We start from the raw sequence: 14231 nt of genomic DNA on the forward strand, positions 1-14231 counted from the left end.
GTCGCTTGCCCGCTTGCGCCGTTCGCCTGCAAGATGCCGAAGCGCCGGCCGTGGCCACAACGTGATCCAGTCGACACAAGGCGTCGCTGTATCGACGAGAACGTGCCACAAAGTGGGTGCTGCTTGTCGGGTTCGCCAACCTTGACTAGCCTGATAATCGGTATCGATTCCTGCTGCGAAGCAATACCCATTTGATGCCCGAACGCTCAACCACACGTTATGGCAAGGCGCTGCGGCGCCTGCACCAAGTCTTTTCCCCATTGAACCTGGGGGCGGCGGCGTGGCTGATCGCAACATGGTCGTTCACGGCCTATCAGTTAGTCAGCGAACGGGACCGCCTGCTGCACGACGCCGCCGAGCGTACCCAGGCAGAGGCGCGGGCGTTCGGCGCGTACTCGAAATCCAGCATCCTGCGGATGTCCGAATTTCTGCTCGACCTGCGGGCCAGCTGGATGGTTGGCCAGCCGGGGTTCGTCGAGCTCGTCAAGGAGCGCGAGAACCTGGTGGTGGACCTGTCGTTCCAGGTGGCCGTGATCGACAAGCACGGCCTGCTCGTTTACTCGTCCATCGCCCCGCCCGCACGCGGCGAGAAGGTCGACTTGAGCAGCCGCGAGCACTTCCGGGTTCATCAAGACGCCGGGGGCCGCGACACGCTGTTCATCAGCGATCCAGTGAAAGGCAAGGTTTCGGGCAAATGGTCGATCCAGTTCACGCGGCCCATCCTGCGCGATGGCCGCTTTGACGGTGTGATCGTGGTCTCGGTCAGTCCGGAACAGTTCGCCAGCTTCGCGCAGACATTCACGACGCTGGATGGCGAAGTGGCGTCGGTCATCAAGAATTCCGGCCAGTTGATTGCGCGCATGCCGGCCCTTGAGGGTTCGCTTGCACGGTCGGTCAACAACCGGCCGTACCTCGCCAGCGACTCGCCCGTGGCGGGCAGTTTTCGGGCGGTGTCGCTCTCCGAAACCGTGGAGCGGGTTTACGGTTACTACCGGATGCCGGAGTTCGGCCTGAATTTCGTGGTGGGCGAATCGGTTGACCTGGTGCTGGCACCGTTCGAAGGCTTCCGCCGTGTTGCCTTAGGCAGTGCCATTGCTTCCACGCTGCTGCTGGGACTGTTGTACTTCAGCCTGCGTCGCTCCATGGCGGAGCGGCAGCGTCATATGGAGGAGATGCGGCTGGCTTCGCTGGTCTATTCGTCCAGCAGCGAAGCCATGGTGGTGACGTCGCTCGACGGCACGATCATCGACGTGAATCCGGCCTTTTCCGAGGCCACCGGCTACACCATCTCGGAGATCAAGGGCCAGTCCGGCTATAGCATCGGCGGCACGGACAATGCGCCAGGCCAGCTTGAACGCCTGCGGGCCAGCGTGGAATCCAAGGGCAGGTGGAGCGGAGAAATTTCGATCCGCCGCAAGGATGGCAGCGAGTTTCCCGCCTATCTGACCGTGGACACCTACCTGGCGCACGCCTATGGCGAGCGCCGCCGCGTCGCGCTGATCCACGACATGACGGAGAAGCGCCAGGCGGAGGAAGTCATCCGCCACCAGGCGAATTTCGACGCGCTCACGGACCTGCCCAACCGCCGCCTGTTTTTCGACCGGCTGGAGCAGGAGATCGCACGCTCGCGCGGCACCGATGAGGCGCTGGCGCTGCTGTTCATCGACCTGGATCGCTTCAAGGAGGTCAACGACACCCTTGGTCACGACCAGGGCGACCTGTTGCTGCTGGAGGCGGTGCACCGCATCTCGGCGTCGGTGCGCGCGTCGGATACCGTGGCGCGGCTGGCCGGCGACGAGTTCACCGTGATCCTGCCTTCGGTTGGCGATGCAGGCGTGGCGGAGGGCATTGCCAAGGCGATCCTGGAGCAGATCGCCGCCCCGTATCGCCTGGCCGGCGAGTTGGTGGTCGTGTCGGCCAGCATTGGCGTGGCCATCTACCCTAACGACGCCGACAATGCCGAGTCGCTGGTGGTATGCGCCGACCAGGCCATGTTTGCCGCCAAGAAGGAGGGCCGCAATCGCTGGAAGGTCTTCACCAAGGCGCTGCTGCAGGCTGAGAAGGAGCGCCTGCGCATCACGCAGGACCTGCGCACGGCGCTGGATGCCGGACAGTTCGCGCTCCACTATCAGCCCATCGTCGATCTGCGCACCGGCAAGGTGTGCAAGGCCGAGGCCCTGATCCGGTGGAACCATCCAGTGCGTGGGGCGATCCATCCGGCCGATTTCATTGCCGTTGCTGAGGAATCCGGCCTGATCATCGACATCGGCCGCTGGGTGCTGGCCGAGGCGCTGGAGCAGCTTGTGCGCTGGCAAGCGCTGCTCGGCAACGACTTCCAGATCTCCGTCAACAAATCACCGATGGAATTCTGCGTGCCTGCCAGCGGGTCCGAATCCTGGTCCGGCTTGATCGAGCGCAGGAACGTGCCGGTTGGCAGTCTCGTCATCGAGATCACGGAAGGTTCGGTGATGGAGCAGGGCGCAGATGTCATCGATCAGCTCTCCCGCTTCCAGGCCGCCGGCATCGAGATCGCACTCGACGATTTTGGTACTGGCTATTCCTCGCTGTCGTACCTGCGGCGCCTGGACATCGACTACATCAAGATCGACCGTTCCTTTATCCGCTCGCTGACGCGCGGCCCGGATGACGTGGCGCTATGCCGCGCCATCATCAGCATGGCGCATGCCCTGCGCATCCGCGTGATTGCGGAGGGGGTCGAAACCGAGTCGCAGCGCGACATCCTGCTGGCTGCCGGCTGCGACTACGGACAAGGCTACTTTTTCTGCCCGCCGGTGGACACCCACGCATTCGAGGCCTTTGTGAGTGCTGTGACCTGAGACCAGTCGATCAGGACGCCAGCAAAGTGACCCCCGCCGGCATTTCCTGCCCGGCCAGTGTCTCAATCAGACTTTCCAGCAGCCGCTGCGCGCTCGGTGATAGCGACCGCAGCGGCCGTGTGATCACGCACAGCTCCCGCGTCAGTCCGGGGCTATGCAGTTCGCGAAAGATCAAATCTGGAAACTCGTTCCGCTGGTACGCCAGCGCCGGCAACACCGAGTAATAGCCGCCATTCACCAGAAGCGCGAATAAATAGGTGGTGCTCTCCACCTCATCATGCTCGCCACCCAGCACCGGCCAGTGCCCGGCATGGCTGCTCAGAAAATGCCCGATCGCCGTGTCCGGGCTGAAGCCGACATACTGGGCCGACGGTAGGTCTGCCCACTCGATGGGGCGATCCAGCTCTGCCAGCGGGGAATTGCGATGGCAAACCACGCCATAACAGTCGGCCACGAGCGGCGTGTAGTCCAGGTCGTCATGGCCGCGATACTTGCTATCGATCGCAAAATCCACTTCACCCTCCAATACCAGCCGTTCAGTCTGGCGCGCAGCCGGGTTTCGCAGTGAAATCGTGATACCGGGATAGGCTTCGCGGAAACGGGGCAGGGCAGGGACCAGAAACTGCCTGATCACCGAGGATGCCGCGCCGATGCGGATGTGGCCACGTTCGCCCTGGGCCAGGGCCAGCAGATCCGACACCGCGCTGTCAAAGCCGTTGACCACGCGCTCGGCCTCGGGGAGAAAGCGCTCCGCATGGTCGGTCAGGTTCACGCGGCGCGTTGTGCGGTCGAACAGCTTCAGGCCCACAGCTTCTTCCATCTGCTGGATCGTGGCCGTCAGCGCGGACTGGGTCATGCATAGCCGGAGGGCGGCCGCCGTGAAGGAACCAATATCGGCGACGGCCAGAAAGCAGCGCAGTTGCTTGAGGGTGACGTTGTGACGCATGCGAGGCGCAGGGAGTGGTGGTCGGCTCGGCGGGCGAGCGGTCTCGATTTATCGTGTTTTCGTAATAATGGTGGCAAAAAATTCGTTTGTCCAGAGAGATGGCCGTCCCTAGACTTCGATGGCTGCCACGGGCATGCAAGCGTGGCGCTAGCGAAAGTTGATTCCAGAAGTTAATCCCAATAACTCGCCCTATTTGCCGACGACCCCTCCATGAAGACGTTGACTCGTATCGCACTCACATTGCTTGCCTGCCTGCCGGCATTTGCAAACGCTGCCCCGGAAGACACCTATCCCGACAAGCCCGTACGTATTGTTGTGCCGTTTGCCGCCGGTGGTTCTACTGACGTGGTGGCCCGCATCCTGGCCGAGAAGTTGCAGGAGCAGTTCAAGCAACCCTTCGTGGTGGATAACCGCGCCGGTGCCAGCGGCAATATCGGTGCCGAACTGGTGGCCAAGTCGCCGGCTGATGGCTACACGCTGCTGATGGGCGCCACCGGCATTCTGTCGATCAACGACCACCTGTATTCCAAGCTCAACTACAACGCCGCCAAGGACTTTGCGCCGGTGAGCTATGCCACCGAGAACGCCAACATCCTCGTGGTGCTGCCGACAATGCCGGCCAAGGACGTCGCGTCGCTGGTGCAACTGGCCAAGAGCAAGCCGGGCGCGCTGAGCTTTGCGTCGTCGGGTCCGGGCAGCTCCACGCACTTGTCGGGCGAGTTGTTCAAGTCGATGACTGGCGTGAACCTGATGCACGTGCCATACAAGGGCAGCACCGCCGCGCTGAGCGACCTGCTGGGCGGCAACGTCACCATGCTGTTCGACAACGCGCCGTCGTCGATCAATTTTGTCCAGCAAGGCAAGCTGCGCGCGATTGCCGTGACCAGCCGCAAGCGCATTCCGGGCCTGCCGAACGTGCCGACACTCGATGAAGCTGGCGTCAAGGGCTATGAATCACTGTCCTGGAGCGGCGTTGTCGCACCGGTTGCCACGCCGCGCGGCATTGTGCTGAAGCTCAACCGCGCCATCGACGCCATCCTGAAGTCCCCGGACGTCAAGGCCAAGCTCGTCCAACTGGGTGTGGAGCCCGTGGGCGGATCGCCGGAAGACTTCGCTCGCCTGATCCAGTCCGAGCACGAGAAGTGGGGCAAGGTCATCAAGAGCGCCAACATCACGCTGAACTGAGCTTGACGCTGCCATGACCTTTGTTTCCGTCACGCCCGTGGCGAACACCACGCCGCGTGGCCAGACCCTCGCAGAGAAGCTGCTGTCCCGTTCGGCGGGGCAGACGCTCTATGCCGGTGACGTTGCAATCTGCGAGCCCGATGCGGCCATGGGCACCGACGGCTCCATCCCGATGGCGCTGGATTACTTCCGCGACATGCAGGACGACGCCTCGTTGCCCGCGCCGGCCATGCCCGAAAGGCTGGTCTTTGCACTCGATCACTACGGCGCCACGTCGGGTGCAAAAGCGTTGGCCCTGCAGGAGCGGGCCCGCAGCTATGCGCTGGCTCATGGCGTTTGCGTGTTCGATATCGGCGAGGGCATCGGCCATCAGCTGATGCTCGAACGCGGCCGCGTGCTGCCTGGCCAACTGGTGGTGGGCGCGGATTCGCACGCAGTGTCCTATGGCGCGCTCAATGCGTTCGGATCGGGCATCGGCTCTTCCGATTTTGCCGGCATTCTCCAGTGCGGGCAGTTGTGGCTCAAGGTGCCTGGCTCGATCCGTATCCACCTCACCGGCAAGCTGCCGAGCTATGGGTCCGCAAAGGACCTCGCGCTGACGATGGCGCGTCGGCTCGGTGCCGGGGGCGCCAACTATCTGGCTCTGGAATTCGATGGCCCCGGTGTGGCATCGCTCGATATGGATGACCGGATCGTGCTGGCCAACATGTCGGTCGAGATGGGCGCCAAGGCGGGATTGTTCCCGTACGACGAGCGGACTGGCGCCTGGCTCTCGGGACGTGCCGACAAGCCGTTCGAGCCCGTGGCGGCCGATGCCAATGCGGTCTACGAACAGACGCTGACGTTTGATCTGGACGAGATCGTGCCGCAGGTGGCATTGCCGCATCGCGTGGACAACGTGGTCGATATCGATGCCGCAGGCGATACGCGCATCGACATGGTGTATCTGGGCACCTGCACCGGTGGCCGGACCAAGGACTATCGCGAGGCGCTGTCGGTGCTGCGCGAAGGCGGCGGTGTCGCGCCGGGCGTTCGCCTGGTGGTGACGCCGGCATCGGATTCGATTCAGGCCGAGATGCAGCAAAACGGCATGCTTGACGAGTTTCGCGCGCTCGGCGCCGAGCTTCAACCTCCAGGATGCGGCACCTGCTGTGGCACCTGCGGCAGCATCCCGACCGATGGCATGCGCGTGTTGTCCACGGCAAATCGTAATTTCAAGGGACGGATGGGCAATCGGCAAGCGCAGATTTTCCTGGCCTCGCCGCGTGCGTGTGCCACGGCGGCCGTGACCGGCCATCTGGTGGATCCGCGCAAGGGAACGCAATAGCCATGTCGACATCTTCTTCACATGTCAGCACGGTGATCCAGGGCCGGGCCCGGTTGCTGGGCGACGACATCAATACCGACTACATCATCGCGTCGAGCCGCAAGAAAGACAGCCTTGACCCCAAGGTGCTGCGCCGCTACTTGCTGGAAGATCTTGACCCGGGCTTTGCCGCCAGCGTCGAGGACGGCGACATCGTCGTCGCGGGTCACAACTTCGGTTGCGGCTCGGCCATGGAAGTGGCCGTCACGGTGGTGCTGGCTGCTGGCATTCGCGTGGTGGTCGCCAAGAGTTTCTCCCGCACGTATTGGCGCAACGCTGTCAACAACGGCCTGCTGCTGATCACCGCCGATACCGATGCCATCAAGGAGGGCGAGCGCGTCGCGCTGCGCCTGGAAGGATCCAACGCGACCTTGCTGATTGACGGGCAGGGCGCCGATGCCGAACGCGTCATCCAATGCGAGCCCGTGCCCGACATCGTCCTCACCATTCGCGAGGCGGGCGGCCTGGTGCCGTACCTGCGCACGCACAAAAAGTTCACGCGGACCGTCGCGTCCGACCGAGTCACCCGATAACGTCCAACGATCATGACCCTCATTGCCGCACGCCTGAACCGCATCAAACCGTCGCCGAGCTCCATGGCCGGCCAACGTGCCCGTGAACTCCGCGCGGCCGGCCGCGACATCATCGGCCTGACCTCGGGTGAGCCCGACTTCGATACGCCGGCCAATATCTGCGAAGCCGCCGTACGTGCGATGTCCAGGTCGCAGACCAAGTACACCGATGTCGGCGGCACGCCGGAACTGCGTGAGGCCATCGCCGACAAGTTCCGCCGCGACAATCAGCTCGACTACGCCCCCAATGAACTGATCGTCGGTACCGGCGGCAAGCAGATCATCTTCAACGCGCTCATGTGCACCGTGGAAGCGGGCGACGAAGTGATCGTGCCGACGCCGTACTGGGTGTCGTATCCCGATATCGTTCTGCTGGCCGATGGCAAGCCCGTGTTCGTCGATTGCCTCCCGGAGAATGGCTTCAAGCTCACGCCTGAAGACCTCGAACGGGCCATTACGCCGCGCACGCGTTGGCTGGTGCTGAATGCGCCGAACAACCCGAGCGGCGCCACGTACTCCCACGCGGAACTGAAGGGCCTGGCCGACGTGCTGATGCGCCATCCGCACGTCTGGGTGATGACCGACGATATCTACGAACACATCCTCTACGACGGCCGCAAGTTCGCAACGATCGCGCAGGTCGAGCCGGCGCTCAAAGACCGTACGCTGACCATCAACGGCGTCTCCAAGGCCTATGCGATGACCGGCTGGCGTATTGGCTACGGTGGCGCCCCGGCGGCACTGGTCAAGGCAATGGTGAAGCTGCAATCGCAGAGCACATCGAACCCGTCGTCGATCAGCCAGGCCGCTGCGCTGGAAGCGCTGAGCGGTCCGCAGGACTTTATCGCCGAACGTACGGCCGTCTTCCAGACTCGCCGGGATGCGGTGGTAAGCGAGCTGAATCGCATGCCCGGCATCCGGTGCCATTCGCCGGAAGGTGCGTTCTATGTGTTCCCCTCGTGCGCTGACGCGATTGGCAAGGTCACGCCGTCCGGCAAGCGCATCGAGACGGATGAGGACTTTGTGCTTTACCTGCTCGAAGCACAGAATCTGGCCGTGCTGCAAGGCGGCGCCTATGGCGTATCGCCGTTCTTCCGCATCTCGTTCGCCACGTCGATGGAGAAGCTGGAAGCCGGGCTGGCACGCCTGCGCCTGGCCTGCGAAGCGCTGCGTTGATCTGAAGTACTCGAATATTGAAGGCTTGCTCGATGACCACCACCAACACCCCCCTGCAGTGGCCCGCCGGCTATCGCATCAATCCCCGTGTCGCTGGTCCCGCCGCGAACATCGTCGCCGCGTTCCGCGAGATGCCCGTTGCCGCGATTGGTGATGCGATGAGCCGCAATGTCGGTACCTACGGCTTGCGGCAATATCACGCGCGGCTCGATACCGTGCTCTGCGGCCCAGCCGTGACCGTGCGCGTCCGCCCAGGTGACAACCTGATGATCCACAAGGCGCTGATGATGGTCGAGCCGGGCGATGTCCTCGTGATCGATGGCGGCGCGGACGTTACGCAAGCGCTGGTCGGTGGCCTGATGCGCACCACCTGCGTGGCCAAGAAACTTGGCGGCCTGGTGATCGATGGCGCCGTGCGCGACCTGCTCGAATGGGCCGAAGACGGCATGCCAATTTTTGCGCGCGGCCATACGCATCGGGGTCCCAGCAAGGATGGCCCCGGCGAGATCAACATCCCGATTTCGTGCGCCGGCATGGCCGTGCTGCCGGGCGACCTGATCATCGGCGATGCCGACGGGGTAATCGCCGTGCCGGCGGCGGATGTCGAAGACGTGCTACGCCGGACCCGTCTCCACCTGGAGCGCGAAGAGAAAATTCGCGAAACCAATCGTACGGGCAAGGCCGACCCTGAGCGCTTTGACGCCGTGCTCCGCGCGAAGGGGTTGCCGATCTAAGGGGTTTTGGCGGGCGTCACGACCAGTGGAACTGGCCGGTGACGCCCGAGTAGGGAGCAGGGTGGGGCGGTTGGTGCCGGCGACACGCGGCTCAGTCAACAATGAAGAGCTTGGCGCCGGTTTTCGTATATGACTGGTGTGCTTCCGCGTTGTCGCCAACCTGATAGCTCATACCCGCCGTCAAAACGAACTTTCGTCCGTCTTCGAGCGTAGTTTCCAGTTCGCCTTCCATGCAGAAGAGAATATGTCCTTTACTGCACCAGTGGTCCGCGAGGTAGCCTGGCGTGTATTCCACCATCCGCACACGGATTTGATTCGGCTTTTCGCCAAAAAACCGCGTGCACCAATAGGCCGCGCCAGTCTCTCCCAGGTGCTCTGTTTTTTCCACGTCGGCCCAGTTGGTCGTACCGAACGCAAAGGCATCCATTTTCATTCTGTTGTTTCCTAGGTAAGGCAGGCTCTGCTTATATCGAGGAAGCAATCATAGGTGATGTAGGGCAGGGAAGCACCCTCGGCCCACAGCCCGATTCGGCCGTCCGGATACTCGGGCCTACCCACACGAGGCTATTGCGCAAAGGCGGTGATCGCGGTTGGGCTCGCTCCCACCGCCACCGTCGCCGGACTCAATGGCGAGAGCGATCCATCAGCGTTGATCCGATACTGCGAGACGGTATTTTCGCCGTTGTTCACCACGTACACGTAACGGCCGGTCGGATCGACGGTCACCGCACGCGGGCGTAGCCCGGTCGGAATTGGCGTGCCTACAACCGTGGCGGTGACGCTGCCCGAAGCTTCGATGAGCTTTAGCACCGAGATGTACCCGAATGGCTCGCCAACACTACTGTCAGCCACCACGTAGATATAGGGGCCGATGGGGCTGGCAGCCATTGTGTACGGAGAGACTTGGGCGGAGATCGAATAATTCGCGGTGATGGATAGCGCGCCGGCGGCGTTGGCTTCCATCGTATGCAGACCCGCGGAAGTCGCGACCACTCCCCATTTCCCACTGTAATCCAGCACGATGGCGTGAGGCGTCGGGGGCGTCGCCAGGTTCTGGATATTCGAAAGCGAACCGTCGGCATTGGCACTGTACTGCGCCACCTGGTTATTGCCTGTCGTGGCGATGTAGACGAACTTCCCCGAGCCGTGGACAGCTATCGCGGCCGGCCCAGCCGCCGTGACGGTATCAGTGACCGGACCACTCAGCGCGCCACCGCTAGTAAAGCGGACGGATGAAACAGTGGTAGTGCCGAGCACATAGGCCAGCGGGGCTTGCGGATGCACCACCAAGGCCTGTGGGAGGATTGCTGCTCCGGTAATGTCCGTGGTGACCCCCAACCCACCGGAGCCATCCACCGGGAAGGAGCCGAGAATATTGACGGCGCCGGTAACCAGCACGAACGGCGCCTGGGGTATCCGCGCCATCGCACGAGGCTGTCCCATTACCGAGAATACAGACGCTGGGGTCAACGGGCTCAACGTGCCGTCCGCAGTGACTTGAAACTGCGAGATCGAGGGATCGGCGCTATTCGTGACGTACAGAGAGATTTTATTTCCCACGCACGACACGCTGAAACTGACCGCACCAGACACGTTTGTACCGGAACCGTTGAAGACGGTACATATTTGACCCACAGGCTGCGTGAGCACCGTGACGTTGTATGAGCCGCCTTCTGCAACCTTTGTGTTGAAGTTGACGGCGCCGTTGGCGCTCAACGTCTGCGACTCCGCGCCATTCAACTGGAGCGTCAGCAAGCTTCCGGAGAGGCCGCCAACCGAGCCGCCCACGCGATAGGTGTTCGTCGCGCACAGCACGCGGATGGAGGCCACATTGCTGGTGACCCCCGAACCCGTGTATCCGCTGACGCTACAGGTTTGACGAGACGGCTGACCCACTACCGTGACGTTGTAGCCGCTACCGTGCGCGATAGGTGCCGCAAATGCAAAGCTGCCGTCCACGCTGACTTCCAGGTTGTCGCCGCCATTGTTGGCAAGCACGACCTTGCGTCCCGGAGCCAGACCACTCACCGTACCGTTCACAAGGTAGGTCGTGGTAGAACAAGTGACTTGAATGGAGGAGACGTCGGCGTTCACGCCAGCACCCTCGCCACTCGATACGGTACACGTCTGACCGTCGGGCTGCGTCCCGATGGTTACCTTGTAACCACTGCCCGTCGTCACCCGCTTCGCAAAGGAGAACTTGCCTTCGGCGGTGACGGTCAACGCGTCGTCACCGTTCCGTAGCAAGACCTGTTTTCCGGCCGACAGGCCTGTCACGGCCCCGCCAACGATGTACTGCGAGGGCGGCTGCGTTACCGGGGTGACGGTGTCGGCGTCGTCGCTGTCAGATCCGCAGCCCGCAAGGCTGCACACAAGCGCGAGCGCCATAAGAAAGCGCATTTTCATGATGATGTCCCGAGGTATTTTTTCTTTTATTGGCACCGCGGGGTGACTGCGAGCGGCGCTCCGTGCAGCGAGGGCGGATGCTAGCGGGAATTGGTTGTTCGATCAATTCCCGCTAGCAGGGTGCCTTTAGGCGGTTGACAAAACGGCATCCAAGGGTCAACCCAGCCGGCCTGGCAGGCTTGTAACGTGGCAACGATGGCGCCCTGGTCGACCTCCGGGAAGCGATCATAGGTGGCGTAGGGCAGGGAAGCGCCATCCGCCCACAATTCGATTCGTCCGTCCGGATACTCGGCCACCTCGATGTAGCCCGCCACATTGTCCGCGAAAAATATCAAAAGTTGCATATATGCAACTACCCTACGGTTCGGGTATGGACGCCGTAATGCACGCTGTTATTTTTAGTGCAATGCACGCTGGCGACCTCAGGCGAATTCAGATGGCACCGGCAAAGAAGAACAACGCTGAGAAATTACATGGGTCAAGGGAAAATCCTGCTGCAGCGTGCAATCGACGCTGCGGCTGCAATGCTGGAAGCAGGGAAGGCACTCCAGCAAAATCAGCAAAATGAAGCCGTTGACGAGAAGCAGCGCAACGAAGCGTTGCTTGCACAGTTTGAACGTCCAGAGGTTTCGACAAACGACTTCTCCCTGGAATTGTTGCTCGCACTGTCCTGGAACAGGTTCGAAGCCTTGTGTGGAGCGTACTTTGCCGCGCATGGATTTCGGGCGGAACAGCGCAGCTACGGGGCCGACGGTGGCATCGATATATCGCTATATTTCAAGGACATTCCGACGCCCGTAAAGCTGATCCAATGCAAGGGGTGGCGCAGGAAACGTGTGGACGTGGAGCCGATTCGCTCGCTTTTGGGCGTCATGACGAGAGACGGCGTGAAGGACGGCGTGTTCGTCACCATGTCTTCGTTCACTCGGCCTGCGATGGCGGAAGCTGCCGCCGCACGCATCATGACCATCGACGGCGAGGCAATGGTCAATCGCCTTCGAACACTGGACGGCCCACGTAAGGCCGCGCTACTGCAGATTGCTACCGAGGGCCAGTATTGGCGACCCAGTTGCGCGCGATGCGGAGGGCTGATGAAACCTGTCACCAACGTCGACCGTCCTTTCTGGGGCTGCTCCAACTATGGCCGCTTGAAATGCCGCTCGAAAATTGAACTGCTGGGCGCATAGTCTCAACGCGAGATCGGCTCAGACACGACCACCAACACACCGCGGCATCGAGGGTTGGCATTTCACATAAGACGGTTCTCCTGGCGAACCGGAAATTCGTTGTTCCGGCTAATTCAGAATGTCCTCTCTCTGGCCAGATCAGGATGTCCGGTCAGTGCAGGGTGGTGTTCTTCTTTCTGGATGCCTTTCGTGGACGTTTGTGCAGGGCAGTCGAGCTGGCCTGAGGCGGTGCGGCGTCCACAGGGTGGGGCGGTGGTGCCAGTTCGTCGATGGCGCGCCGCAAGTCTTCCGACGTCAACTGTCGCTGCGACTTCGTGCCCGGCACCCGCAACTCGGGGTGCCGCGGTGACTGACCGATCAGCGTACGCGAGGGCAGGGCCTGGATGCGTCGATTGTCTCGCTGGGCCTGCACGTGCTGGGCGATCTCCAGCACGTGCCCCAGGCGCTTGTGCTCGACGATGGCGCCCTGGTCGATCTCGGGCAGCCGGTCATACAGGACATAGGACAGGGGCGTCCCCTCGGTCCACAACTCGATCCTGCCGTCCGGATATTCGGCCACTTCGATGTAGCGATGGACCAGCGACCTGTGCTCTGGCCGGTCCTGGATGAGGTAAAGGGTGCGATCGTATTGCAGGGTCAGGCGGTTCGAGACCTTGCGCCATTCCCGCCAGGTAAAGATCCGCTCCAGGTTTTCCTCCGGCCGCACCGGACGGTGCGCATTGAAGTCGCTGCGGGGAATCTTGGCAAAGCGCATATTGAAGTCGGCCATGAACACCGGGGCAAAGGCATTGGCGGCTTCCAGCGTGCTGATATTGTGCAGGCGCAGTTCCTTGACCAGGCGGTCCTGCAGCGTGCCGTTCATCCGCTCCACGCGTCCCTTGGCCTGGCTCGAGTTGGCGCAAATGCTCTCGATATTGAGTTCATACAACGCGCGGCCGAACTGTGTATAGTCGCGGCCGGCCGTGGCACCCCTGGCATTGATCCGGAACACGCTGGACTTGTCCCTGTAGAACGCCACGGGCTTGCCGTGACGCTCGAGATACGCGCGTGTCGCGGCGAAGTAGGCGAACGTCGATTCCGTCGGCACGAACAGCAACTGCATCAGGCGGCTTGTTGCGTCATCCACGTAGACCAGCAGCGTGCAGGACGGCGCCCGGTCCTCGAACCAGGGGTGGTCGCTGCCATCGATCTGGATTAGCTCCCCCAGGCACGCCCGGCGGCTGCGCGGCTGATGGATCTTCGGCGGCCGCTGCTTGCGGGGCACCCAGACGCCGGCATCGATCATGATCCGCCGGACGGTCTCCTTGGCCAGGTCAATGCCATGGCGCTCGCGCAGCTTCTCGCAGGCCAGGGTTGGGCCGTAATCGGCGTAGTGGGCCTGGATCAATGCCCGCGCCTGAGCCTCCAGCATTCGGGGAAGCTGCCGATGACCGGGCTGTCCGCGCTGCCGTGACAGAAGTCCCGTCGGGCCGTCCGCCATTGCGGCAGCAGACCCTCGGCGGTGGCCTGGATGACCTTGAAGCGGTCAGCTTCGCGCAGACTCATGGTGATCAATCCTCGATCCTTCATGGTGCGCTCCGGTTGCTACTAGGCGCTACCAGTATAGGTTCTGCCAGAGGACATCCTGATCTGGCTGAAAGCGGACCTTCTGATCTAGCCCTCACAACTCATTGTCCAGTGGGTTCTGAGATGTCACCCCGTCCGCAAATTAGAAATGTCAGTCCAAGCGTGCTTTTTGTGCGGAGGCCGATTCTTTCTTTGGGGAGTCTGTAAGGCGGTGGCGCTGGCCTGAGGCGGGTGAGTCTGGCCCAGGGTGAGGAGG

11 protein-coding genes and 1 pseudogene are annotated in these 14231 nt (G+C 62.2%); 7 read left to right on the forward strand and 5 right to left on the reverse strand.

Going from position 1 to position 14231, the window contains the following annotated elements; translation table 11 throughout:
* Positions 1-194: 194 nt before the first annotated feature.
* Positions 195-2837 carry a bifunctional diguanylate cyclase/phosphodiesterase gene (locus MFF62_RS28730; RefSeq protein WP_238267036.1) on the forward strand — a complete coding sequence of 881 codons (2643 nt, stop codon included), beginning with the start codon at positions 195-197 and terminating at the stop codon, positions 2835-2837.
* Between the two features lie 10 nt (positions 2838-2847).
* Here MFF62_RS28730 and MFF62_RS28735 read toward each other — a convergent pair whose 3' ends face one another.
* On the reverse strand, positions 2848-3783 hold the full coding sequence (locus MFF62_RS28735; protein WP_238267038.1) for a LysR family transcriptional regulator: 936 nt from the start codon (positions 3781-3783) through the stop codon (positions 2848-2850).
* A 210-nt stretch (positions 3784-3993) separates the two neighbouring features.
* Between MFF62_RS28735 and MFF62_RS28740 the strand changes: the two genes are divergently transcribed.
* From MFF62_RS28740 to MFF62_RS28760, 5 genes are read left to right on the forward strand one after another with little or no spacing between them, the layout of a single operon-like run.
* Complete coding sequence (locus MFF62_RS28740) at positions 3994-4968, forward strand: Bug family tripartite tricarboxylate transporter substrate binding protein (RefSeq protein WP_238267039.1); 975 nt, start codon at positions 3994-3996, stop codon at positions 4966-4968.
* 13 nt (positions 4969-4981) lie between these two features.
* Complete coding sequence (locus MFF62_RS28745) at positions 4982-6295, forward strand: 3-isopropylmalate dehydratase large subunit (protein WP_238267043.1); 1314 nt, start codon at positions 4982-4984, stop codon at positions 6293-6295.
* A 2-nt stretch (positions 6296-6297) separates the two neighbouring features.
* Entirely contained in the window at positions 6298-6867 is a 570-nt protein-coding gene (locus tag MFF62_RS28750) for a LeuD/DmdB family oxidoreductase small subunit (protein ID WP_238267045.1), read from the forward strand.
* 12 nt (positions 6868-6879) lie between these two features.
* Positions 6880-8082 carry an aspartate transaminase gene (locus MFF62_RS28755; RefSeq protein ID WP_238267047.1) on the forward strand — a complete coding sequence of 401 codons (1203 nt, stop codon included), beginning with the start codon at positions 6880-6882 and terminating at the stop codon, positions 8080-8082.
* A gap of 32 nt (positions 8083-8114) precedes the next feature.
* Entirely contained in the window at positions 8115-8816 is a 702-nt protein-coding gene (locus MFF62_RS28760) for an RraA family protein (RefSeq protein ID WP_238267048.1), read from the forward strand.
* Positions 8817-8907: 91 nt separating this feature from the next.
* Here MFF62_RS28760 and MFF62_RS28765 read toward each other — a convergent pair whose 3' ends face one another.
* The 3 genes from MFF62_RS28765 to MFF62_RS28775 form a co-directional block, all read right to left on the reverse strand.
* On the reverse strand, positions 8908-9249 hold the full coding sequence (locus MFF62_RS28765) for a DHCW motif cupin fold protein (RefSeq protein ID WP_238267050.1): 342 nt from the start codon (positions 9247-9249) through the stop codon (positions 8908-8910).
* Positions 9250-9380: 131 nt separating this feature from the next.
* Complete coding sequence (locus MFF62_RS28770) at positions 9381-11222, reverse strand: lactonase family protein (RefSeq protein WP_238267051.1); 1842 nt, start codon at positions 11220-11222, stop codon at positions 9381-9383.
* An 80-nt stretch (positions 11223-11302) separates the two neighbouring features.
* Positions 11303-11566 carry a hypothetical protein gene (locus tag MFF62_RS28775; protein WP_238267052.1) on the reverse strand — a complete coding sequence of 88 codons (264 nt, stop codon included), beginning with the start codon at positions 11564-11566 and terminating at the stop codon, positions 11303-11305.
* A gap of 129 nt (positions 11567-11695) precedes the next feature.
* Here MFF62_RS28775 and MFF62_RS28780 point away from each other — a divergent pair, with 129 nt between their 5' ends.
* Entirely contained in the window at positions 11696-12409 is a 714-nt protein-coding gene (locus tag MFF62_RS28780) for a restriction endonuclease (protein WP_238267054.1), read from the forward strand.
* Between the two features lie 151 nt (positions 12410-12560).
* On the opposite strand, the pseudogene MFF62_RS28785 reads toward MFF62_RS28780, so the two are convergent.
* Positions 12561-13978: pseudogene (locus MFF62_RS28785) on the reverse strand (ISNCY family transposase).
* Positions 13979-14231 lie beyond the last annotated feature (253 nt).

The sequence above is a fragment of the Cupriavidus pauculus genome (assembly GCF_022179805.1).
Lineage (GTDB): Bacteria > Pseudomonadota > Gammaproteobacteria > Burkholderiales > Burkholderiaceae > Cupriavidus > Cupriavidus pauculus_E.

Coding starts and splice junctions, on each gene's coding strand:
- MFF62_RS28735 (WP_238267038.1), bottom strand. CDS start 3,783: ATGCGTCACAACGTCACCCTCAAGCAACTGCGCTGCTTTCTGGCCGTC.
- MFF62_RS28740 (WP_238267039.1), top strand. CDS start 3,994: ATGAAGACGTTGACTCGTATCGCACTCACATTGCTTGCCTGCCTGCCG.
- MFF62_RS28750 (WP_238267045.1), top strand. CDS start 6,298: ATGTCGACATCTTCTTCACATGTCAGCACGGTGATCCAGGGCCGGGCC.
- MFF62_RS28780 (WP_238267054.1), top strand. CDS start 11,696: ATGGGTCAAGGGAAAATCCTGCTGCAGCGTGCAATCGACGCTGCGGCT.
- MFF62_RS28775 (WP_238267052.1), bottom strand. CDS start 11,566: ATGCAACTTTTGATATTTTTCGCGGACAATGTGGCGGGCTACATCGAG.
- MFF62_RS28770 (WP_238267051.1), bottom strand. CDS start 11,222: ATGAAAATGCGCTTTCTTATGGCGCTCGCGCTTGTGTGCAGCCTTGCG.
- MFF62_RS28730 (WP_238267036.1), top strand. CDS start 195: ATGCCCGAACGCTCAACCACACGTTATGGCAAGGCGCTGCGGCGCCTG.
- MFF62_RS28745 (WP_238267043.1), top strand. CDS start 4,982: ATGACCTTTGTTTCCGTCACGCCCGTGGCGAACACCACGCCGCGTGGC.
- MFF62_RS28765 (WP_238267050.1), bottom strand. CDS start 9,249: ATGAAAATGGATGCCTTTGCGTTCGGTACGACCAACTGGGCCGACGTG.
- MFF62_RS28755 (WP_238267047.1), top strand. CDS start 6,880: ATGACCCTCATTGCCGCACGCCTGAACCGCATCAAACCGTCGCCGAGC.
- MFF62_RS28760 (WP_238267048.1), top strand. CDS start 8,115: ATGACCACCACCAACACCCCCCTGCAGTGGCCCGCCGGCTATCGCATC.